Source organism: Burkholderia sp. SJZ089 (assembly GCF_007828315.1).
GTDB classification, from domain to species: domain Bacteria; phylum Pseudomonadota; class Gammaproteobacteria; order Burkholderiales; family Burkholderiaceae; genus Burkholderia; species Burkholderia gladioli.
This window is the reverse complement of record NZ_VIUM01000009.1, coordinates 29,861-52,803: the sequence shown is the minus strand read 5'-3', so window position 1 is coordinate 52,803 and position 22,943 is coordinate 29,861. Positions and strand designations below refer to the sequence as shown.

The following is a 22,943-nucleotide window of genomic DNA, read 5'->3' as shown; positions in this document are numbered from 1 at the left end:
GTTTTTCTGAGTGTCGAACAACAACGTTCCGACTGAAGTTTGTTCGTGAAAAAAAAAGCAATTGGGTTTAGGATGAAATTGAACGGTCCTGCTTCGGCGTGATCTCACGAAGGCAAGATCGTCTTCAGACACAGGCGAGGAGGTAGCATGGATATTTACAGCAGCTTCGCGAACCGCTTCGAGAAAACCCGGGAGGAGGAGTTCTCGCTCGAAGAGTATCTCGCGCTCTGCAAGAACGATCCATCGGCGTACGCCACCGCAGGCGAACGCATGTTGGCAGCCATCGGGGAACCGGAGCAGGTCGATACGCGAAACGACCCGCGTCTGTCGCGGATCTTCGCGAACAAGGTCATCAAGGTCTATCCCGCGTTTCGCGAGTTCTACGGGATGGAGGAGGTGATCGAGCAGGTGGTGGCGTACTTCCGCCACTCAGCGCAAGGTCTCGAGGAGAAGAAGCAGATCCTCTACCTGCTCGGGCCGGTGGGCGGCGGCAAGTCGTCGATCGCCGAGCGCCTGAAGCAACTGATGGAACGCGTGCCGTTCTATTCGCTCAAGGGTTCGCCCGTCAACGAATCGCCGCTCGGGCTGTTCGACTACGACGAGGACGGCCCGATCCTGGAAGAGCAGTACGGCATTCCGCGTCGTTACCTCAAGAGCATCCTGAGCCCCTGGGCCGTCAAGCGCCTGCACGAGTACAACGGCGATATCCGCCAGTTCCGCGTGGTGCGCCGTTATCCCTCCATCCTTCGCCAGATCGGCATCGCCAAGACCGAGCCGGGCGACGAGAACAACCAGGACATCTCCTCCCTGGTCGGCAAGGTCGACATCCGCAAGCTCGAACAGTTCGCGCAGGATGATGCCGATGCCTACAGCTACTCGGGCGGCCTGTGCCTGGCCAACCAGGGCCTGCTCGAATTCGTCGAAATGTTCAAGGCACCCATCAAGGTGCTGCATCCGCTGCTGACCGCCACCCAGGAAGGCAACTTCAAGGGCACCGAGGGTTTCGGCGCGATCCCGTTCGACGGTGTGATCCTCGCCCACTCGAACGAGTCGGAGTGGAAGGCCTTCCGCAACAACAAGAACAACGAAGCCCTGCTGGACCGGATCTTCGTCGTCAAGGTGCCGTACTGCCTGCGTGTGTCGGAAGAGATCAAGATCTACGAGAAGCTGATCCGCAACTCCTCGCTGGCCGAAGCCGTCTGCGCGCCCGGCACGCTGAAGATGATGGCGCAGTTCTCGGCGCTCACGCGGCTGCACGAGCCGGAAAACTCCAGCCTGTTCTCGAAGATGCAGGTGTATGACGGCGAGAACCTCAAGGACACCGATCCGAAGGCGAAGTCCTACCAGGAGTATCGCGACTACGGCGGCGTCGACGAAGGCATGAACGGCGTGTCCACGCGTTTCGCCTTCAAGATCCTCTCGCGCGTGTTCAACTTCGACACCTCGGAGGTGGCCGCCAATCCGGTGCACCTGATGTACGTGCTCGAACAGCAGATCGAGCGCGAGCAGTTCCCGCCGGAAACCGAGCAGAAGTACCTGTCCTTCGTGAAGGACCTGCTGGCCTCGCGTTACGCGGAGTTCATCGGCAAGGAGATCCAGACGGCCTACCTCGAGTCGTATTCCGAGTATGGCCAGAACATCTTCGATCGCTACGTGACCTATGCCGACTTCTGGATCCAGGACCAGGAGTTCCGCGATCACGATACCGGCGAGAGCTTCGACCGCGCGGCCTTGAACGCCGAGCTCGAGAAGATCGAGAAACCGGCCGGCATCAGCAATCCGAAGGACTACCGCAACGAGATCGTGAACTTCGTGTTGCGGGCGCGCGCGGCCAACGGCGGCAAGAACCCGGCCTGGGTCAGCTACGAGAAGCTGCGCGTGGTGATCGAGAAGAAGATGTTCTCGAACACCGAGGAGTTGCTGCCGGTGATCTCCTTCAACGCCAAGGGATCGGCGGAGGAGCAGCGCAAGCACGAGGACTTCGTGAACCGGATGGTCGCCAAGGGCTACACGCCGAAGCAGGTACGGCTCCTGTGCGACTGGTATCTGCGCGTGCGCAAGTCCTCATGACACGCACGATGCATCGCCCGCGCGCCGGCGGCGCGCGGGCACCCTGAGCGACGCGCCGCACGGCGGATCGTGCGGCACGTCCCGGCGTATCGACTTTCGAGCGGGAGACCGGGAGTGCTTCATCAAATCATCGACCGCAGGCTTGCCGGCAAGAACAAGAGCATTGCAAACCGCGAACGCTTTCTGCGTCGCGTCAAGAACTACATTCGCCGCGCGGTGTCCGACGCCGTGCGCGACCGTAGCATCAAGGACATCCAAAGCACCCAGAGCATCACCATTCCGCGCAAGGACATCGCGGAGCCGACCTTCCGTCACACGTCGGGCGGGCGGCGCGAATACGTGCATCCGGGCAATTCCGACTACATCCGCGGCGACAAGATCCCGCGCCCGCCCGGCGGTTCGGGCGGTGGCGGCAGCCAGGCCAGCAACGAGGGCGAAGGGCAGGACGATTTCGTCTTCGAGCTGAGCCGCGACGAGTTCATGCAGTATTTCTTCGACGATCTCGAACTGCCGCGGCTGGTCAAGACGCACCTGCTGACCGTGCCGAGCTGGAAGAGCGTGCGGGCCGGCTGGGCCGCGGAGGGCACGCCGAACAACATCGACGTGGTGCGTTCGCTGCGCAGCGCGCTGGGCCGGCGCATCGCGCTCGGCTCGCCGCTCGTCAACGAGCTGCGTGTGCTGGAGGCGCAGCTCGAGGAGCTGAAGGCAGATACCGCCGATCGCCGCGTCGAGATCGCCGAACTCGAGGCGCAGATCCATCATCTGCGCGGACGGATCTGGCGTATCCCCTTCATCGACCCGTTCGACCTGCGCTACGTGAATCGCGTGAAGCAGCCGCAACCCTCGAGCCAGGCCGTGATGTTCTGCCTGATGGACGTGTCGGGCTCGATGGACGAACAGCGCAAGGATCTCGCCAAGCGCTTCTTTATCCTGCTCTACCTGTTCCTGAAGCGGAACTACGAGCGCATCGAGGTGGTGTTCATCCGCCACCACACGCGCGCCGAGGAAGTCGACGAGGACACCTTCTTCCATTCGACCGAAAGCGGCGGCACGGTGGTGTCGAGCGCGCTGGAGCTGATGCGCAAGGTGATGGACGAGCGCTATTCGCCCAGCGAGTGGAACATCTACGGTGCGCAGGCCTCGGACGGTGACAACTGGACCGACGATTCGCCGAAGTGCCGCAAGATCCTCGAGAACGACATCCTGACCAAGACCCGCTACTTCGCCTATATCCAGGTCACGCCCGAGGAGCAGAACCTCTGGCTCGAATATGCCCAGCTCGCGCTGTCGCAGCCGCATATGGCGATGAAGAAGGTCGAGTCCGCCGCGGACATCTACCCGGTGTTCCGCGAACTGTTCGAAAAGCATGTGGAAACGTAACGCCGTATGACGACACGCCATTTGCACAACGAAGCGCGCGGTTACCAGGCGCGCCACACGGGCAACGATGCGCCCGAACGCCGGCCCGAGGAATCGGACGCGGCGGCCGAGGCATCGTCGCCGCTCCCGGTAATGCCCGAATCCGGGCAGAAGGAAGGGCGCATGAACGTCGCCGAACGCAAGCCGCTGCCGTGCCCGTCGGACTGGACCTTCGAGCTGATCGAGGAGTACGACACGCACATCGCGCAGGTCGCCGAGCAATACGAGCTCGACGTCTATCCGATCCAGCTCGAGCTGATCAGCGCCGAGCAGATGATGGACGCCTACGCGTCCGTCGGGATGCCCGTCAACTATCGCCACTGGTCTTTCGGCAAGCATTTCCTGTCGACCGAGAAGAGCTACCGGCGCGGCCAGATGGGCCTGGCCTACGAGATCGTGATCAACTCCAACCCCTGCATCGCGTATCTGATGGAAGAAAATACGCTGACCATGCAGGCGCTGGTGATCGCGCATGCCGCCTATGGCCACAATTCCTTCTTCAAGGGCAACTACCTGTTCCGGCTGTGGACCGATGCGCACGCCATCATCGACTACCTGGTCTACGCGAAGAACTACGTGGCCGAGTGCGAGGAGCGCTACGGGCTCGACCGGGTCGAGGAACTGCTCGACTCCTGCCACGCGCTGATGAACTACGGCGTCGATCGCTACAAGCGTCCGCAGAAGCCTTCGTTGTCCAAGGAGGCGGCGCTGCGGCGCGAGCGCGAGGCCTACCTGCAGTCGCAGGTCAACGAGCTGTGGCGCACCTTGCCGGGCCGCAAGCCCGAGCTGGCCGACGAGGAAGTGGAGGGCCGCTACCCGCCCGAGCCGCAGGAGAACCTGCTGTATTTCGCCGAGAAGAACGCGCCGCTGCTGGAGCCCTGGGAGCGCGAGGTGATCCGCATCGTGCGCAAGATCGGCCAGTATTTCTATCCGCAGCGGCAGACCCAGGTGATGAACGAGGGCTGGGCCACCTTCTGGCATTACACCCTGCTCAATACGCTCTACCAGCAGGGCAAGCTGGAGGACGGCTTCATGATGGAATTCCTCCATTCGCACAGCAACGTGATCTACCAGCCGCCCGTCACCAAGCCCTACTACAGCGGCATCAACCCGTATGCGCTGGGCTTCTCGATGATGAGCGACATCCGGCGCATCTGCGAGAACCCCACCGACGAGGACCGCCGGTGGTTCCCCGAGTTGGCGGGCAGCCCCTGGCTGCCGGCGCTGCACTACGCGATGCGCAACTTCAAGGACGAGAGCTTCATCGCGCAGTACCTGTCGCCCCACCTGATCCGCGAGATGCGCCTGTTCTCGGTGCTCGACGACGACATGCGCGACTCGCTCGAGGTGTCGGCGATCCACGACGACAGCGGCTACCAGTACGTGCGCCAGGCGCTGTCCCGGCAATACGACATCCACCATCGCGAGCCGAACATCCAGGTCTGGGCCGTCAACACGCGCGGCGACCGCAGCCTCACGCTGCGCCACTTCATGACCGACAACCGGCACCTGTCGAACGACAGCGACGAGGTGCTCAAGCACATGGCGCGGCTCTGGCAGTTCGACGTGTTCCTGGAAAGCGTCGACGAGTCGGGCACGGTGCGCAAGCGCTACGAGTGCCGCTACCGGCCGCCCGAGGTGCGCGTCTGAGTCGGCCGCCTCGACTCCCGCCAAGAAAAAGCCAGCCCGAGGGCTGGTTTTTTCTTGGCCGGTCATTATCGACGGCGGCGACGCAATCCGGCCCTGGAGGGCAATCGTTCGCCATTTGTCGCCCGATCGTCAGGCGGGCGCGAACCTCGGGACAGTCCTGAAGGTGCCGAAGCTTTCATTTCGATAGAATGGCGCCGCGCGACGCCGCGTCCTGCCCGCGGGCGCGGCAGGACGCGGCCGTCATCGGCACCACAGGCTAATCGAGGAAACAAACCTACATGACCGACCTCACCGATCAGGCCAGCATGGCCCCCCACGACACCCGGCGGCGCGTGCTCGCGATCGTCGGCGCCTCGTCGGGCAATCTCGTCGAGTGGTTCGACTTCTACGTCTATTCATTTTGTGCGCTGTATTTCGCGCATGCCTTCTTTCCCAGCGGCAATCCCACCACGCAGTTGCTGAACACCGCCGGCGTGTTCGCGGCCGGCTTCCTGATGCGCCCGATCGGCGGCTGGCTGTTCGGCCGGATCGCCGACCGGCGCGGCCGGCGCACCGCGATGATGATCTCGGTGCTGATGATGTGCGGCGGCTCGCTGGTGATCGCGGCGATGCCGACCTACGACCAGATCGGCGCGCTGGCGCCGGTGATGCTGCTGATCGCGCGCTTGTTCCAGGGCCTCTCGGTGGGCGGCGAATACGGCACCAGCGCGACCTACATGAGCGAGGTGGCGTTGAAGGGGCGGCGCGGCTTCTTCGCCTCGTTCCAGTACGTGACGCTGATCGGCGGCCAGCTCTGCGCGCTGCTGGTGCTGGTGATCCTGCAGCAGTTCCTGAGCACCGAGGAGCTGCGCGCCTGGGGCTGGCGGATCCCGTTCCTGGTCGGCGCGCTGGCCGCGCTGGTCTCGCTCTGGCTGCGCAAGTCGCTCGACGAGACCTCGACCACCGAGTCGCGCCGCGCGCGCGATGCCGGCACGATCCGCGGCGTGATGCAGCATCGCGGCGCGTTCTTCACCGTGGTCGGCTTCACGGCCGGCGGCTCGCTGATCTTCTACACCTTCACCACCTACATGCAGAAGTACCTGGTCAACACCAGCGGCATGCACGCGAAGACGGCCAGCAACGTGATGACGGCGGCGCTGCTGGTCTACATGCTGTTGCAGCCGCTGTTCGGCGCGCTGTCGGATCGCATCGGCCGGCGTACCTCGATGCTGTTCTTCGGCGGCCTGGCCGTGATCGGCACGGTGCCGCTGATGCATGCGATCGCCGGTACCACGAGCCCGGTGACGGCCTTCGTGCTGATCACGATCGCGCTGGCCATCGTCAGCTTCTACACCTCGATCAGCGGCCTGATCAAGGCCGAGATGTTCCCGCCCGAGGTGCGCGCGATGGGCGTGGGCCTGTCCTACGCGGTGGCCAACGCGCTGTTCGGCGGTACCGCCGAATACGTGGCGCTGTGGTTCAAGCAGGCCGGCAGCGAGTCGACCTTCTACTGGTACGTGACCGCGCTCTGCGCGATTTCCTTCATCGTCTCGTTCCGGATGCGTGAACCGGCCAAGGAAGGCTACCTGCGCCACGAGCCCTGAGCCCTGAATCCGGTCGGCATCGGCGACGCGCCGGCGGCACCATGTGCTTAGCGGCCGGCGCGCGATAAGGATATCGAAAATGCTTGGTTGTCCACGCCAGGCGGGCCGCTTACTCTGAGCCCGTAGTTCGTGTGACACCTCCTTGACTGGGATTGATGCCCGCCTTCACGGCGGGCTTTTTTTCGTCCCGCGAAGCTCGAACTGCGGCCCGTGACGGTTGCTCAGGTGAGGTTGAGGCCGCCGTCCGAGAGCAGGATCTCGCCGGTCAGGTAGTCGGAGGCGACCAGCATGGCCACCGCCTGGGCGATGTCCTCGGGGCTGGCGGCGCGCCGCATCGGCGCGCGCTCCTTCCAGAGCTGCCGGGCCTGGGTCCAGTCGGCCGTCAGCGGCGTGTCGACCAGGCCCGGCGCGACCGCGTTCACGCGAATCTCCGGTGCCAGCGACAGCGCGAGCAGGCGCGTGACATGGTTCAGGGCCGCCTTGCTCGCGGCATAGGGAATCGAGGCGCCCTTGGGGCGCACGCCGGCATGCGAGCTGACATTGACCACGCAGCCGGGCCTGCCGCGCGCGGCGGCTTCGCGCAGCGCCGCCTGCGCCTCGCTGACCAGCCGGAACGGCGCGACCACGTTGACCTCGTGCAGCTCCTGCCAGATCGCGGGCGTGGCCGCCGCCAGGTCCGCATGCGGGATCACGCGGCTGATCCCGGCATTGTTGACCAGCACGTCGAGGCGGCCCCAGGCGGCGATCGCCTCGCGCACCAGTCGCACGCGCGCGGCATCGTCGGCCAGGTCGGCCTGTAGGTAGACGGCCGAGCCGAGTTCGCGGGCCAGGGCCTGGCCTGCGGCGGCCGAACCGCGCGAGTGCAGGACGATCGCGTAACCATCCCGCGAGAGCCGGCGGGCGATTGCGGCGCCGATGCCGGAAGTGGAGCCGGTGACGAGGGCGACGGGCGGGGTGGAGGTCATGGCGAGGGGGATTCCGGATTGAGTCGGCCAGCTTGATCGTGGATCGGAGCTGGCGATTGTCGATCGGGAACTGCGCTTCCCACAAGCCTCACGACGCCGACGACACCTGCGGCGTCTGCAACAGCGTGCGCAGCGTCGGATCGAGCGTCGAGAGCCCGGCGCCGGCCGGCGCGGCATCGAGCATCGCGATGCCGACGTTCGGGCCGGCCGCCGCCGCGAACTGCGTGCGCACATCGACCAGGTCGCGCCGGAACGCGTCGAGCTGCATTGGCGAGAGCGTATTGCTCGCGTCGGCCAGCGCGACGATCGGATCGACCGGCGTATCGGCGATGCGCACCTCGAAGTGCAGGTGCGGGCCGGTGGCGGCGCCGGTCATGCCGACCGCGCCGACACGCTGGCCCTGCGCGAGCGTCATGCCGACCTTGAGCCCCGGCGCATAGGCGGACAGGTGCGCATAGAGCGTCGAATAGTGATCGGGATGGTCGATCACGACATAGCGGCCGTAGCCGTGCGGATCCACGCCGACGAAGGCGACCACGCCGTCGGCCGCCGCGTTGACGCGGGTGCCGCGCGGGGCCGCGAGATCGACGCCGGTATGCAGCGAACGCAGGTGCGAGATCGGGTGGATGCGCTCGCCGAACGGCGAGCTGATGCGCGTGGCCAGCACCGGCATGCTCAGCGCCGCCGCCTCCAGCGGTGCTCCGTCGAAGGTGTAGAAGGCGCCGTGCTCGGCGCCGGGCGGCCGGAACCACATCGCGCCGAAGCGCTTGCCGGCGGCGCGCACCTCGATCGCGGTCAGGCGCGGGCCTTCGTGGGTGGTCTCGTAGGCGATCCGGTAGCGGTCGCCGGTCTGCGCGGCCGCGTGGGTGCGCAACTGCGCGGCGACCAGGTCGCCGACCTGGATGCGAACCTCGGGCGGGATATCGAGCTGCTGCAGGGTCTGCGCGAAGGAATGCGTGATGACGCCGGTGCGCAGGCCGGTGGCGAGCGGCGGCTCGCCCATGCCGAACGCGGGCGCGGCGAGCGAGAACAGTTCGCTGCCGTCGCCGAGCAGGCTGCGCCCCGCGGCGAAGCGCGAGGCGAAGCGGCCGGGACGCATGTCGCGCGAGGCGATCGCGGCCTCCAGCTGATCGGTGACGAAGCGCTGCGCGCTCGGGAACGGCGTGGCGGCGAATACCTGCTGCGGGGTCCTGGCCGCGCCTAGCGTGGTCGGCGAGGGCGTGTTCGAGACCGCGGGCAGCGTCACCGCGAGACTGAACGCGGCGATCGCGCCAAGCGCCGCGGCGGCGGGAAGCAGGCGCATGAAGGGGCGCGCGGGAGGATTCGGTGTGGCGGGCCGGCGGGCGTGTCGGTCGCCGGCGACAAGCGAAACTTCGGGAATTGGGTTCAACGGACTCCACATCCTCAAAAAGGCAGGTTCAGGGCAAGGGGTGGGGAAAGGCTGGCTACGCGAAAACCGCGCGACACGGCACGGCCGGCAGCACTCTGGCGTACGACGGCGGGACACGCGCGGCGGCCCGATACGTTCCGTTCGGCCCAGGGACGCGGGGTAACACCGCTCCGAACGATGATCCATCGATGCGGGGTGGAACCCTGCGGTGAGAATCGACGCTGAGAAAGATGACAGCACCATGTCGCCAGCGTTCCGACAATTTTTGACTTTTATATGGGGATCGATTTCGGATCGCGGAGGATGCGAGTGGAATCGCCAAACTTGCGTGTCATGCACGGCGCTTGCCGCTTGCCCTCGCTTTGCCCTCGTATAGGACTTCGGATCGTGAAAAATCTCTCGATACGATTGAGAATGATTTGCGTTTGCATTAAATTCAACGCAGTCGATTTTCCCGAACCCACCACGATACGGAGATGCCTGATGTCGGAACCGACCCTCGCCGCATCCGCCCGCATGTCGCCGCGCCTGGCCGCCAGGCACGCGGCGCGCGGCCGCGGTGCGCTCGTCGAGACGCTGGTGTGTCATCGCGCGATGCTGGTCAAGGTCGCGCAGGGGGTGACCGGCTGCGCCAGCCGTGCCGAGGACGTGGTGCACGACGTGCTGCTGCGGCTGGTCGATTTCCCGAACCAGGAGGCGATCCGGCAGCCGCTCGCCTATGTCACGCGCATGGTGCGCAATGCCTCGATCGACGTCTGTCGCCGCCAGTCGCTCGAAACCCACTGGCATGCCGAGGCGGAGGCAGGGCTCGACGTGCCGTCGCCCGAGCCCACGCCCGAGGCGATCGCGCTGACGCGCGACGCCCTCGAACGGATGCGCGCGGTCCTGACCGAGGTTCCGGTGCGCAGCCGGACCGCCTTCGAGATGGTGCGCGTGCGCGAGGAGACGCTGGCGGCCGCGGCCGACGCGCTCGACGTGTCGCCGACGCTGGTGCATTTCATGGTGCGCGACGTGGTTCGTCATTGCGCCGAATGCCTCGCCGCCCTCGATCGCGGCGTGGCGCCGCCGGCCTTCGCGGCGGCCTCGCGCCGACGCTAGGGGCTGGCGCGCTGCTCCGGGCCGCGTTTCCGCGAGCGGCATTGCGTCGCGCCTGCCCATGCCCGGCCGGCACGACGACGCGGCAAAGCCTTGCTGCAAGGGGCCGTCCCGACAAGGGACGGGAATGGCAGGCCATTTGGTCGAATGGACGCAGCGCCGGATTCGCGTTGAAATAGTCCCACTTCGGGACTACCATGGATCCTCACTGCATCCTTATGCGTATCGTTGCCAAGCGAACCTTGCAGGCCTTCGTCATCCGTCATCCGCAGGCGCGCCAGTCGATGCTGGCGTGGTGCGCCGACGCCGACAAGTCGAGATGGACCACGCCGCAACAGATCCGCGCGGCCTATGCCTCGGCGAGCTTCGTCGGGCGCAATCGCGTGGTGTTCAAGCTGCATGGCAACGCCTATCGGCTGATCGTCGCGATTGCCTGGCAGGTCGGCGTCGTCTACGTGAAGTTCGTCGGCACGCACGCGGAATATGACAGGGTGGATGCGGCTACCGTGGAGATGAACTGATGGACATTACGATTCGCCCGATCCGTGGCGAGCAGGACTACGAGGCGGCGCTCGCCGAAGTCTCGGCCCTGGTCGATGCCGATCCCGCGCCCGGCACGCCCGAGGGCGACAAGCTCGAGATCCTGTCGTTCCTGGTCGAGCGCTACGAGGACGCGCGTTTTCGCCTGCACGCGCCCGATCCGATCGCCGCGATCAAGTTCCGCATGGAGCAGGGCGGCCTCACGGTCGCCGACCTCAAGCCCTATATCGGCAATACCAATCGTGTCTACGAAGTGCTGAACGGCAAGCGCCCGCTGAGCCTGGCGATGATCCGCCGGCTGCACCAGGGGCTGCGGATTCCCGCCGACGTGCTGATCGGCGTCGCCTGAGCGGGCGGCGGCCGGCTCCCGCCTTGGTGCGGGCACGTCGCGCCGGTTTCGGGCGCGACCTTGCGCGCCGCGTCGCGCCGGGTCCGGCGAGCGCGCCTAGCCGGCCGCGAGCGCGCTGGCCGGCGGCCATGCCCCGAGCAGCAGGTCGGCCAGCGCCCGCGGATTCGACGGCCAATAGGCATGCATGTAGGTCGCGACGATCGAGCCGTGCCGGTAGACGGCCTCGCCCGGCGTGCCGTCGTCGGGCCGCACGGCGACGGCCGAGGGCGCCAGCGGCGTCTGCAGCCTCGAATAATGGAAGGTATGGCCCGACATCGGCCCGGCCGGCGTGTCGAGCCGCTGCATGCCGAGCGAGGTGAAGCGGCGCTGCATGGTGGCGGCGCCGGGCAACAGGCCCAGCATCGGCGTGACGGTGCCGTCCGCCGTGCCCAGCGTCTCGCAGAGATAGAGCAGGCCGCCGCACTCGGCCAGCACCGGCCGCCCGGTGGCGACATGCGAGGCGATGCCGGCGGCGCTGCGCCGGTTGGCGGCGAGCCGTGCCGCATGCAGTTCCGGATAACCGCCCGGCAGGTACAGCGCGTCGCAATCGGGCAAGGCCTCGTCGGCCAGCGGCGAGAAAAAGCCCAGGCTGGCGCCGAGTGCTTCGAGCAGCGCCAGGTTGGCCGGGTAGAGGAAGGAGAAGGCCGCATCGCGCGCCACCGCCACTCGCAGGCCCTCCAGCCAGCGCGGCAAGGGCGCTGGCTGCGCGGGCGACGCGAATGCCACTTCCGGCGGCAACTCGGCCAGCGAGGTCCGCGCCATGGCATCGGCCGCGCGTTCGAGCCGCGCGTCGAGGTCGGCGATGTCCGCGGCCTGGTGCAGGCCGAGATGCCGTTCCGGCAGCGCGATGCCGGGGTCGGCCGGCAGATGGCCGAGCCAGCGGATGTCCTCGGGCATCGAGGCGCGCAGCAGCGCGGCATGCCGCTCGGAGCCGACCCGATTGGCCAGCACGCCATGGAAGGGCAGCCCCGGCCGGAAACGCGCGAGCCCGAAGGCCAGCGCGCCGAAAGTCTGCGCCACCGATTTCCCCGAGATCACCGCGGCCACCGGCACGCCGAAGCGGCAGGCGAGATCGGCGCTGCTCGGCGTGCCGTCGAACAGGCCCATCACGCCCTCGATCAGGATCAGGTCGGCTTCGGCGGCGGCCTGCGCCAGCAGCGCGCGGCAGCCGTCCTCGCCGACCATGCCGAGATCGAGCGAATGCACCTCGGCGCCGCTGGCGCGCGCGAGGATCATCGGATCGAGGAAGTCCGGGCCGGTCTTGAACACGCGCACGCGCCGGCCGAGCCGCCGATGCAGCCGCGCCAGCCCCGCGGTGACCGAGGTCTTGCCCTGGCCGGAGCCGCTCGCGCCGACCAGCAGCGCCGGGCAACGCAGCACGCCTGCCGACACGCTCAGAACTCCACGCCGCGCTGGGCCTTCACGCCCTGCTCGCGATACGGGTGCTTGACCAGCCGCATCTCGGTCACCAGGTCGGCTGCCTCCACCAGCGCGTCGGGCGCGTGACGCCCCGTCACCACCACGTGCAGCGCCGCCGGGCGCGCGGCCAGCACGGCCAGCACTTCGTCGAGCGGCAGGTAGTCGTACTTCAGCACCGTGTTCAGCTCGTCGAGGATCACCATCTGGTACTCGCCGCTCTCGATCATCCGGCGCGCCTCGTCCCAGCCCTTGCGCGCGGTCGCGATATCGGCCTCGCGATCCTGCGTGTTCCAGGTGTAGCCGTCGCCCATCGTCACGAAATCGCAGTCCGCGAAGGCGTTGAGCAGGTCGCGCTCGGCCGTGTGCAGCGCACCCTTGATGAACTGCACCACGCCCAGCTTCATGCCGTGGCCGAGCACGCGTACCGCCATGCCGAAGGCGGCCGTGCTCTTGCCCTTGCCGTTGCCGGTGTTGACGATCAGCAGGCCCTTCTCGACGGTCGCCGCGGCCTGTTTCTTTTCATGGCCGGCGCGTCGGCGTTCGGTCATGCGCTGATGCGATTCGGGATCGGTTTTCATCGGGTCGGAAGTCCTCGGGATACGGGAAAGCGGGCAGGAAAATATCGGGGCATCGGGCAGGGCGGCGGCATGATCGCGCGTTCAGGCGGGCCCGGCGATCGCCACGGTCACGCCGTCGACGATCGTCTTCGGCACCAGCAACCGGCCGTGCGGCGCGGCAGCCAGCGCGCAGGGCTCGCACACGCCCTCGACGCCGAAGCGCGCGAAGGCGGCCGAGCTCGGGGCCGTGCCATCCCCCGGCGGCGCATCGGGGGCGATGGCTTCGCGCGCGATCGCCACCAGCGGCCAGCCATGGCGCGCGCAGCAGGCCACCAGGCCGGGTTCGGCGGCCTTGGCGTCGAGCGTCGCGACGCGGACGATATCGGCCAGCGCGAGGCCGGGCCGGCGCGCGAGCGCGGCGGCGATGGCGGCCTCGATCGCCTCGGGCGACTTGCCGGCGCGGCAGCCGACCCCGACGACGATGCGCGGCGCGGCGATGCGATCCGGAGCGATGCAGGTCATGCTGGGCGGACGAGTGGTGAACGAGCGAACAAACGTGCAAGCAAGCGGGCAAAAAAACGGCGAACCACGGTGTCGACGACGCTTCGTGCCTCGATGCGGATTTCGCATGGCGCCCGTCCCACGCGGGTGCCATGTCCGGCGAGCCGGGCTCGCCGTCTGCGTCGGCCGGTATCCGGGCTGGCCGCCTGTCATGCCGACGCCTTCCCGCCGCGATCGGCAGTGGCTCGAGTCGGCCTGCGCGTCGCGCTTGCGCGATCCGCCGGCGGCGTACCGTTGCGGGGACAGCACAGGCTGGCGGCGCGCCGCTCCCTGTTTCCCGTTTAACCGCCGTCGCGAATGCGACTGCGGGCACCGAACGCGCGCATACGATAGCACAGCGGACGGGGCCGGAAGGGCGCTCGCCGGGGCTTGCCGGGCAGGCGCGTCGGTGGTGCGGGCACACAAAAAGAGCCGCGGCGCCGAGCGCGCGCCGCGGCCGGCCGCGCCGCCTTGACGCGTCTGGACGCCGCGCCTACACTCGCACGCGTTTTGGTGCTCGCGTGCGGATTCTCTTGGCACGCAGTTGAACGGGAAACAGGGAAGCTCACCGCGCCGCGGACGACCTCAACCTGTGCTGCCCCCGCAACGGTAAGCGCATGCATCGCGCAAGCGATGCGAGCCCCGCTTCACCGCGCCCCGAGTCGCTCGGGCGCGCGGCCCGGCCACTGGACGCGAGACGCGTCCGGGAAGGCGAAGCGGCGCTGTCGCCAGCCCGGATACCGGCCAGAACCACGGAAGCGCCAGTCGTGCGCGAGCCCCGGGCCAGGCCCTGCGGCGCGCGGCGGCGAATCCGCAGGGAAGCGTCGCGGGTGGCGGCGCGGGTTCCCGTGCAGCCTCGCGGCCGCGCCCTGGGCGCGTCGGCCGGCCAGTCCATCGTCGATGATCGTCGTCCCCGGGCGGCCGGCATGACGACCGGCAGGCCGCCCGCGCGTCGTGCCGACGCCGCGATGGCATCATCCACCGACTCACCGACAGGCGAATTCCATGCAAATGCGCAAAATCCCCGTGACCGTCGTCACGGGCTTCCTCGGCAGCGGCAAGACCACCTTGCTGCGCCACATCCTCGAAAATGCCTCGGGCCGTCGGATCGCGGTGATCGTCAACGAATTCGGCGAGCTCGGCATCGACGGCGAGATCCTGAAGGGTTGCGGCATCGGCTGCGAGGAAGGCGCGCAAGCGGCCGGCCAGCTCTACGAACTGGCCAACGGCTGCCTGTGCTGCACGGTGCAGGAGGAGTTCTACCCGGTGATGGAGGCGCTGGTGGAGCGCCGCGAGCAGATCGACCACGTGCTGATCGAGACCTCCGGCCTGGCGCTGCCCAAGCCGCTGGTGCAGGCCTTCAACTGGCCGTCGATCAAGAACAGCTTCACCTGCGATGCCGTGATCACGGTGGTCGACGGCCCGGCCGCCGCGGCCGGCCAGTTCGCCGAGGACGTGCAGGCGGTGGACGCGCAGCGCCGCGCCGATCCGAATCTCGACCACGAATCGCCGCTGCACGAACTGTTCGCCGACCAGCTTTCCTCGGCCGACCTGGTGATCGTCAACAAGACCGACCTGCTGGACGCGGCGCAGTTCGCCGCGGTGGAGACGACGATCCGCGAGGAGATCCCGGCGCACGTGAAGATCGTGCGCGCGCAGCGCGGCGAGCTCGACCTGGCCACCCTGATCGGCCTGAACGCGGCCTCCGAGGAAACCATCCACCTGCGTCACGATCATCACGGCTCGGCCGAGGATGCCGACCATCACCACGACGAATTCGATTCGGTGGTGGTCGAGGCGCGCGTGAGCTCGCGCGAGGCGACCATCGCCGCGCTGCGCGCGCTGGTCGACGCGCACACGATCTACCGCGTGAAGGGTTTCGCGGCGCTGCCGGCCACGCCGATGCGGCTGGTGATCCAGGGCGTGGGCGGGCGTTTCGACAGCTACTTCGACCGGCGCCTCACCGAGGCGGACGGCGCCACCAGCCGTTTCGTGCTGATCGGCGAGGACCTCGACGCGGCCGCGCTGCAGGCGGCCTTCCTCGCCGCGCTCGGCGACGCCGTGCAAGCGGCCTGAGGCGCGAAGGCTCCCGATGCATCTGCTGCGCACCACGCCGGGCGGTTTCGTCGACGACACGCAGGGCGTGATCCGCATCGACCAGCGTCCCGCCGAGATCGTGATCCTCAGCTCGGCGGACACCACGCTGTCCCTGCTCGCCAGCGCGGTACCGCTGCTCGGCGAGGGTTTCCCGAGCCTGCGGCTGGCCAACGTCAGCTTCCTGCGCCAGCCCGCCTCGGTCGACTTCTATATCGACGACGTGCTGCAGCACGCCAGCGTGGTGGTGATCGACCATCTCGGCGGCGAGGCCTACTGGCCTTACGGGATCGAGCAGGCGGTCGCGCTGGCCGAACGGCGCGGCCAGCAGTTGGCGATGTTCTCCGGCGACCTGCAGGAAGATCCGAACCTGGTCGCCAGGAGCACCGTCGACCCGGCGCTGTGTCGGCAGTGGTGGCGCTACCTGCGCGAGGGCGGCGCCTGGAACGCGCAGGCGCTGTTGCGCAGCATCGCCTTCCATGCGCTCGGCGTCGGCGAGGCGCCGTCGCCGCCGCGTCCGCTGCCGGCCGCCGCGCTCTATCACCCGATGCGCGAGCCGGCCGTGGTGGAAGACTGGCACGCACGCTGGACCAGCGGCGCGCCGGTGGTCGCGATCCTGTTCTACAAGGCGCACTGGCAGGCCGCCAACACGGCCGTGTTCGACGCGCTGATCGAGGCGCTCGAGCGCGAGGGGCTCAATCCGCTGCCGATCGCCGTCACCTCGCTGAAGGACGCCGCGAGCCGCGAGGTGATCGCGCGGCTGGTCGCCTCGGAGCGCGTCGCGCTGGTGCTCAACACCACCGCCTTCGCGGCCGGCGCGATCGACGCGCCCTCGGCCGTCGAGCTGGCCGGCGACGCGCCGGTGCTGCAGGTGATCCTCTCGGGCGGCAACCGCGAGGCCTGGCTGGCCGATCCCCAGGGCCTGCACGCGCGCGACATCGCCATGCACGTGGCGCTGCCCGAGGTGGACGGGCGCATCGTCACGCGCGCGATCAGCTTCAAGGGGCTGGCCTATCGCTGCCCGCACACCGAGGTCGACGTGGTGCGCTACCAGCCCGACGCGGAGCGCATCGCCTTCGTCGCCGAGCTGAGCCGCCGCTGGTGCCGGCTGCGCACCGAGCCGAACGCGGGCAAGCGGCTCGCGCTGGTGCTGGCCAACTACCCGACCAGCGAGGGGCGTATCGGCAACGGCGTGGGGCTCGACACGCCGGCCTCGGCGCTCGGCATCCTGGCCGCGCTGGGCGAGGCCGGCTACACGCTGGCCGGCGCGCTGCCCGAGACGGGCGACGCGCTGATCGCGCGACTCACCGAGGGCGTGACCAACGATCCGAGCTCGCAGGCGATCCGCCCGGCCTTCCAGAGTCTCGCGATGGACGCCTACCGGCGCCGTTACGCGCGGCTGCCGGCGGCCGCGCGCGAGGCGATCGAGGCGCGCTGGGGCGAGCCCGAGCAAGACCCGACGCTGCGCCACGGACGTTTCCCGATCGCCGGCTGGCGCGCGGGGCAGGTGTTCGTCGGGATCCAGCCGGCGCGCACGCGCGAGGCGAACGACTACGCGAGCTATCACGATGCCGAGATCGTGCCGCCGCACGCCTACCTCGCTTTCTACTTCTGGCTGCGCGACGCATTCGCGATCGACGCGATCGTGCACGTCGGCAAGCACGGCAATCTCGAATGGCTGCCGGGCAAGAGCGTGGCGCTGTCCGAGGCCTGCTGGCCCGACCTGATCCTCGGGCCGCTGCCGCATCTGTACCCGTTCATCGTCAACGATCCCGGCGAGGGCAGCCAGGCCAAGCGCCGCGCCCAGGCGGTGATCGTCGACCACTTGATGCCGCCGCTCACGCGCGCCGAGAACTACGGCCCGCTGCAGGACCTGGAGCGGCAGGTCGACGAATACTACGACGCGCTGATGGTCGATCCGCGCCGCGCCAAGCTGCTGCGCCGGAGTATCCTCGACACCATCGTCGAGCACCGGCTGCACGAGGAACTGAGCCTGGCCGAGCCCAGCGGCCGCGACGACGAGGACGCGCTGCTCACGCGCGTGGACGCCTGGCTCTGCGAACTGAAGGAAGCGCAGATCCGCGACGGCCTGCATGTCTTCGGCCGCTCGCCCGAGGCGCGCCAGCGCCGCGACACGCTGCTCGCGCTGGCGCGTTTCCCGGTCGGCGACGGGCTCGGCGCGAACGCCGGCCTGATCGCCGCGCTCGCGCGCGATCTCCAGCTCGGCGCCGGTTTCGATCCGCTCGCGGCCGACTGGGCCGCGCCCTGGCAGGGGCCGCGCCCGGCCGAGTTGAACGAGGTCGACGCGACGCCGTGGCGGCATGCCGGCGACACCCGCGAGCGGCTCGAACTGCTGGCGCAGCGGCTCGTCGCGGGGCTGGCCGGCGAGGGCGGCAAGGGCGAAGGCGAGGGCGGGAGCGAGGGCGACCGTGTAGCCGAAGGCTTGGCCCCCCGGCACGCGCCCGACGACGCGGCCGACGTGCTCGCGCTGCGTCGCCTGCGCGCCGACGCCGGGCGCTGGCCGGCCACGCTGGCCGTGCTCGAACGCGTCGCGCGCGATCTCGCGCCGCGCCTGGACGCTTGCGGCGCCGACGAGCTGCGTCACCTGCTGCGCGGCCTCGACGGCCGTTTCGTGCCGCCCGGGCCGAGCGGCTCGCCCTCCCGCGGCCGCCCCGACGTGCTGCCGACCGGCCGCAACTTCTACTCGGTCGACACGCGCGCCGTGCCGACCCAGGCAGCCTGGTCGCTCGGCATGAAGTCGGCGCACCAACTGGTCGAGCGGCATCTGCAGGAGCATGGCGACTATCCGCGCGCGGTCGGCCTGTCGGTATGGGGCACGGCCACCATGCGCACCGGCGGCGACGACATCGCCCAGGCCTTCGCGCTGATCGGCGTGCGCCCGAAGTGGGCGCACGGCAGCCACCGCGTGACCGACTTCGAGATCCTGCCGATCGAGATCTTCGATCGCCCGCGCATCGACGTGACGTTGCGCGTCTCGGGCTTCTTCCGCGACGCCTTCGCCAACCTGATGCACCTGTTCGACGCGGCCGTGCAGGCGGTCGCCGAGCTCGACGAGCCGGCCCACCTGAACCCGATCCGCGAGCGCGTGCGGCGCGACGCGGCGGCCCTGGTCGAGCGCGGCGCGAGCGCCGAGGAGGCGCGACGACGCGCCGGCTGGCGCGTGTTCGGCGCGCGGCCGGGCAGCTACGGCGCCGGCCTGCAGGAGCTGATCGACCAGCGCAACTGGCAGAGCGACGCCGACCTGGCCCGGGCCTACCAGTCCTGGGGCGGCTACGCCTACGCGCAGGGCAGCGCCGGCGAGGCCGCGCAGGACGCCTTCGGCGCGCGGCTGGCGAGCATCGACGCGGTGGTGCAGAACCAGGACAACCGCGAGCACGACCTGCTCGACTCCAACGACTACTACCAGTTCCAGGGCGGCATGGCGGCCGCGGTCCGCCATCTGTCGGGGCGCCAGCCGGCGCTCTACCACGGCGACCACAGCCGCCCCGACACGCCGCGCATGAACACGCTCGGCGAGGAGATCGCGCGCGTGATCCGCTCGCGCGTGGTCAACCCGAAGTGGATCGACGGCGTGAAGCGTCACGGCTACAAGGGCGCGGCCGAGCTGGCCGCCACCGTCGATTATCTCTACGGCTACGACGCCACCGCGCGCGTGGTGGCCGATCATCAATACGCGCTGGTCACCGACGCCTACGTCAACGACGCCGACACGCGCGACTTCCTCGAGCGGCACAACCCGCATGCGCTGCACGGCATCTGCGAGCGTCTGCTCGAAGCGATCCAGCGCGGCCTCTGGCAACGACCCGGCGCCTATCGCGAGCAACTCGAGGCACGCCTGCTCGCCGTCGAACAGCATCTGGAAGGAACCCGGCGATGAACCCGCACGACCCGAGCGGCGGCCTGCCGCCGTTTCCGTTTTCCGCGCTGATCGGCCAGGCCGCGCTGCAGCAGGCGCTGCTGCTGGTGGCCGTCGATCCTTCGATCGGCGGCGTGCTGGTGAGCGGGCCGCGCGGCACCGCGAAATCGACGGCGGCGCGCGCGCTGGCCGAGCTGCTGCCGCGAGGCCGCTTCGTGACGCTGCCGCTGGGCGCCGCCGACGAGCACGTGACCGGCACGCTGGACCTGGCCGGCGCACTCGGCGAGAACGCCGTGCGTTTCTCGCCGGGGCTGCTGGCGCGCGCGCATCTGGGCGTCCTCTATGTCGACGAGATCAACCTGCTGCCCGACGGCCTGGTCGACGTGCTGCTCGACGCGGCCGCGAGCGGCGTCAACACGGTCGAGCGCGACGGCATTTCGCACACGCACGCGGCGCGCTTCGCGCTGGTCGGCACCATGAATCCGGAAGAGGGCGAGTTGCGTCCGCAGTTGCTGGATCGCTTCGGCTTGATGGTGGAACTCGAGAACTGTCGCGACATCGCTGAGCGGCAGCGCATCGTCAAGGCGCGGCTGGCCTTCGATCTCGATCCGGCGGGCTTCCGCGCCGGGCATGCCGGGGCACTGGCCGCGCTGGCCGAGCGGATCGGCCGCGCGCGCGAAGCGCTGGCGAGCGTGCAGGTCGACGACAGCGTGCACGAGCAGGTTGCCCGGCTCTGCATCGAGGCGGCCGTCGACGGGCTGCGCGCCGACCTGGTGATGCTGCGCGCCGCGCGGGCGCTGGCCGCCTTCGAGGGCGCGGCGGCGGTGAGCGCCGCGCAGGTCGAGCGCGTGGCCGCCGACGTGCTGCGCCATCGCCGCACGCAGGCGTCGGCCGCCGAGCCGTCGCCGCCCACGACGGCTCGGCAAACCGATCCGCCGGCTCACGGCACCACCCCGCCGCCGCGCGGCGGCGATGCCTCGTCGATCGCGCGAGACGAGGCGCCAGCCGGCGACGGCGGCGCGCGGGACGGCGACTGGGGCTACCTGCCGCCCGTACCGGCGGGCCTCACGGCCGTGAAGGGCGTGATCCCGCTGCCCTCAAAAAAACGCTGAGCCATCGAGCGACTGCCCCCGCCGCGCCAGGCAGCGGGGTTCGATGGCCGCATGGCAAGCTTCCCGCCCGGCAGGGCCTGCCCGGCGCGCGCATCGCGTGGCCGGCGACGCTGGCCGCCAAGCGCGGCGGCCCGCTCGAGGCCGCGCATCTGCGCTTTCGGCCGCGCTCGGGCGAGCCGCGCGCCTTCCATTGCTTCGTGCTCGACTGTTCGGCCTCGATGCTCGATGGCGCTCGCCTGGCGCTCGCCAAGGGCCTGCTGGTGGCGCTGTTCGACGCGGCGGCGCGCGAGCGCGCCGAGGTGGCGCTGATCGGCTTCGGCGGCCGCGGCGCCGAGCGGCGTTTCGGGCCGGCGGTGCCGCGCTGGTGGAACGCGCGCTGGCTCGAACCGGTGGCGGGCGGGGGCGGCACGCCCTTGTCGGCCGGCATCGCGATGGCGCAATCCCTGCTCGCGCGGATCGCGCGGCGCCGGCCCGGCGCGCCACGCACGCTCTGGTTGCTGAGCGACATGCGCACCGACGAGATGCCTTCGCGGCCTGCCCAGGCCGACGAGATCCACCTCGTCGACTTCGACGATGCCGCCGTGCGGCTGGGCAGGGCGCAGCGGCTGGCGCGCCGGTGGGAGGCTTCGTGCCGCCGGCCCGAGGATTTGATTTCCCGGATCGATCGCAACTAACGGTCTGCCCGGCCAGACCCTGACAATTCCACCTCATCCTTCTGCCACCGCCTTCCCGATTCAGGTTCGGCAAGGGCCGCGGCGATAACTGCCCAACTTCTCCACGCGCGCCCGCCATCTCCTCGGCATCGCGACATCCGCGAATTATCGCTTTCGATGTTAGTAAAACTACGTTTCTTGTCCTCGGGATGTAGCTGCCGACAAGCACTGGAGAAAATGATTAATTCCTTGAATGTTATGGAATAAAGCGAATTTAAAGCACTCTCGGGCGTAAACCCTAGATTGCCGGCCTGCCTCGCTAGCGCTAAATTTCGTCGCAACACTACAAGAAAAGCAGAGTTTTACTAACACCCTGCTGGACTGTCAGCAGGCTTTCGCTGTCCATGTCGATGTTGAGGAGACAACACACTATGGAAGACACCGGAGTCACCGACGTCGCTGAGGTCGGATCACGCAGACGGTTTCTCGCGGGGCTGGCCGCCACGGCCGGCACGCTCGCGCTGTCCTCGCTGCCGGGCGTGGCCCGCGCCCAGCAGAAGGTGTTCGTGCCGTTCAGCAACAAGAGCCTCGACTACTACTTCTTCGCCACCCAGCAGGAAGCCGTGAAGCGAGCGGTCCAGGCCAAGGGCTGGACCTTCCAGGCCGTCAACGCGAACTTCAGCACCACCACCCAGCTCCAGCAGTGGCAGAGCCTGCTGCTGAAGAATCCCTCGGCCATCATCGCCGACCCGATCGACAGCCAGGCGATCGTCAGCGTGATCAAGAAGTACAACTTCAAGAAGATCCCGGTCGGCATCATCGATACGCCGGCGCTCGGCGGCGAGGTGGCGATCACGGTCGATTTCGACAATCGCGCGGGCGGCGTGATGGCGGCCGAAACCATCGTGGCGGCCTTGAAGAAGCGCTACGGCAGCGCCAAGGGCACCGTGCTGAACTGCTACGGCGCGCTGCAGTCGGTGGCCTGGCGCCTGCGCAAGGAGGGCTTCGAGGCCACCATGAAGCAGTATCCCGACATCAAATTGATCAGTCGTCCTACCGAGGGGCTGCTCAAGAACATGCTGTCGGTCACGCTCGACACGCTGTCCGAATATCCCGCGCTCGACGCCGTGCACGCGCCCAGCGATTCGCCGGCGCGCGGCATCGTCACGGCGCTGCAGCAGAAGGGCAAGTGGAAGAAGGTGGGCGAGCCGGGGCACGTGATCTTCGTGAACATCGACGGCGAGCCGGCGGCGCTGCAGTGGATCGGCGACGGCTACATGGACGCGGTGGTCTCGCAGGATCCGATCGCCTACGCGCAGATCACCGTCGAGATGCTCGACCGTTATTCGCTCAAGGGCCAGCCGGTGCCGCTCGGGCCTTACGAGAACAAGCAGTACTTCTGGGAGAAGGCGCAGATCACCAAGTCCGATACCGGCGCGAGCCTGGTGATTCCACCCTTCGTGGTGGACGGCGGCTCGGTCAAGGACAAGCGCCAGTGGGGCAACATCGCCTACAACGAATGGGGCCTGCGCTACAGCTGAGCGGGCTGGGGTGGCACTCTCCGGCGCCGTCAAGGCGCCGCCGCCATCGT

16 protein-coding genes, 1 pseudogene and 2 riboswitches are annotated in these 22,943 nt (G+C 68.6%); of the genes and pseudogenes, 12 read left to right on the top strand and 5 right to left on the bottom strand.

Annotated features, from left to right (window positions below):
• The first annotated feature begins 147 nt into the window (after positions 1-147).
• From FB600_RS18000 to FB600_RS17985, 4 genes and pseudogenes are all read left to right on the top strand, one after another.
• Positions 148-2,070, top strand: coding sequence for a PrkA family serine protein kinase (locus tag FB600_RS18000; RefSeq protein WP_013697886.1), 1,923 nt, complete (start codon positions 148-150; stop codon positions 2,068-2,070).
• Between the two features lie 114 nt (positions 2,071-2,184).
• Positions 2,185-3,450, top strand: coding sequence for a YeaH/YhbH family protein (locus tag FB600_RS17995; RefSeq protein WP_013697887.1), 1,266 nt, complete (start codon positions 2,185-2,187; stop codon positions 3,448-3,450).
• Positions 3,451-3,585: 135 nt separating this feature from the next.
• Positions 3,586-5,139 (top strand): annotated as a pseudogene (locus FB600_RS17990) (SpoVR family protein); the annotation flags it as partial.
• Positions 5,140-5,417: 278 nt separating this feature from the next.
• The gene (locus FB600_RS17985; RefSeq protein ID WP_025098055.1) at positions 5,418-6,722 is read left to right on the top strand and encodes an MFS family transporter; all 1,305 of its coding nucleotides are present in this window, start codon (positions 5,418-5,420) and stop codon (positions 6,720-6,722) included.
• Between the two features lie 221 nt (positions 6,723-6,943).
• Here the strand turns inward: FB600_RS17985 and FB600_RS17980 are convergent, their stop codons facing one another.
• Positions 6,944-7,687, bottom strand: a complete 744-nt coding sequence (locus FB600_RS17980) for an SDR family NAD(P)-dependent oxidoreductase (RefSeq protein ID WP_098154106.1) — start codon at positions 7,685-7,687, stop codon at positions 6,944-6,946.
• Between the two features lie 88 nt (positions 7,688-7,775).
• A complete protein-coding gene (locus FB600_RS17975; RefSeq protein ID WP_098154105.1) occupies positions 7,776-9,089 on the bottom strand; it encodes a M23 family metallopeptidase in 1,314 nt (437 codons plus the stop codon).
• Positions 9,090-9,560: 471 nt separating this feature from the next.
• Here FB600_RS17975 and FB600_RS17970 point away from each other — a divergent pair, with 471 nt between their 5' ends.
• The 3 genes from FB600_RS17970 (at position 9,561) to FB600_RS17960 (ending at position 11,061) form a co-directional block, all read left to right on the top strand.
• Complete coding sequence (locus FB600_RS17970) at positions 9,561-10,175, top strand: RNA polymerase factor sigma-70 (protein WP_046579456.1); 615 nt, start codon at positions 9,561-9,563, stop codon at positions 10,173-10,175.
• A 215-nt stretch (positions 10,176-10,390) separates the two neighbouring features.
• A complete protein-coding gene (locus FB600_RS17965) occupies positions 10,391-10,693 on the top strand; it encodes a type II toxin-antitoxin system HigB family toxin (RefSeq protein ID WP_036051698.1) in 303 nt (100 codons plus the stop codon).
• Positions 10,694-10,698: 5 nt separating this feature from the next.
• On the top strand, positions 10,699-11,061 hold the full coding sequence (locus FB600_RS17960) for a type II toxin-antitoxin system HigA family antitoxin (protein WP_025098050.1): 363 nt from the start codon (positions 10,699-10,701) through the stop codon (positions 11,059-11,061).
• Between the two features lie 96 nt (positions 11,062-11,157).
• On the opposite strand, the gene FB600_RS17955 is transcribed toward FB600_RS17960, so the two are convergent.
• The 3 genes from FB600_RS17955 to FB600_RS17945 form a co-directional block, all read right to left on the bottom strand.
• Positions 11,158-12,480 (bottom strand): cobyrinate a,c-diamide synthase, encoded by a 1,323-nt coding sequence (locus FB600_RS17955; protein ID WP_098154786.1) that lies wholly within the window; start codon positions 12,478-12,480, stop codon positions 11,158-11,160.
• A 14-nt stretch (positions 12,481-12,494) separates the two neighbouring features.
• The gene (gene cobO, locus FB600_RS17950) at positions 12,495-13,097 is read right to left on the bottom strand and encodes a cob(I)yrinic acid a,c-diamide adenosyltransferase (RefSeq protein ID WP_036041171.1); all 603 of its coding nucleotides are present in this window, start codon (positions 13,095-13,097) and stop codon (positions 12,495-12,497) included.
• An 81-nt stretch (positions 13,098-13,178) separates the two neighbouring features.
• The gene (locus FB600_RS17945; protein WP_098154104.1) at positions 13,179-13,598 is read right to left on the bottom strand and encodes a cobalamin biosynthesis protein; all 420 of its coding nucleotides are present in this window, start codon (positions 13,596-13,598) and stop codon (positions 13,179-13,181) included.
• A 145-nt stretch (positions 13,599-13,743) separates the two neighbouring features.
• Positions 13,744-13,969: riboswitch (cobalamin riboswitch) on the bottom strand.
• 141 nt (positions 13,970-14,110) lie between these two features.
• Positions 14,111-14,380, top strand: a riboswitch (cobalamin riboswitch).
• Positions 14,381-14,621: 241 nt separating this feature from the next.
• On the opposite strand from FB600_RS17945, the gene cobW reads away from it, so the two are divergent.
• The 5 genes from cobW to FB600_RS17920 all read left to right on the top strand — a co-directional run bounded on the left by cobW (position 14,622) and on the right by FB600_RS17920 (position 22,893).
• Positions 14,622-15,692, top strand: a complete 1,071-nt coding sequence (cobW, locus tag FB600_RS17940; RefSeq protein ID WP_013697899.1) for a cobalamin biosynthesis protein CobW — start codon at positions 14,622-14,624, stop codon at positions 15,690-15,692.
• Between the two features lie 16 nt (positions 15,693-15,708).
• Complete coding sequence (gene cobN, locus FB600_RS17935; RefSeq protein WP_145757209.1) at positions 15,709-19,608, top strand: cobaltochelatase subunit CobN; 3,900 nt, start codon at positions 15,709-15,711, stop codon at positions 19,606-19,608.
• Positions 19,605-20,699: an ATP-binding protein gene (locus FB600_RS17930; protein ID WP_186097309.1), complete on the top strand. Its 1,095-nt coding sequence runs from the start codon at positions 19,605-19,607 to the stop codon at positions 20,697-20,699. The genes cobN and FB600_RS17930 overlap by 4 nt, the downstream gene beginning before the upstream one ends.
• 77 nt (positions 20,700-20,776) lie before the next feature.
• Entirely contained in the window at positions 20,777-21,373 is a 597-nt protein-coding gene (locus tag FB600_RS17925) for a vWA domain-containing protein (protein ID WP_096748998.1), read from the top strand.
• 410 nt (positions 21,374-21,783) lie between these two features.
• Complete coding sequence (locus tag FB600_RS17920; protein WP_096748997.1) at positions 21,784-22,893, top strand: substrate-binding domain-containing protein; 1,110 nt, start codon at positions 21,784-21,786, stop codon at positions 22,891-22,893.
• The last annotated feature ends 50 nt before the right edge of the window (positions 22,894-22,943 follow it).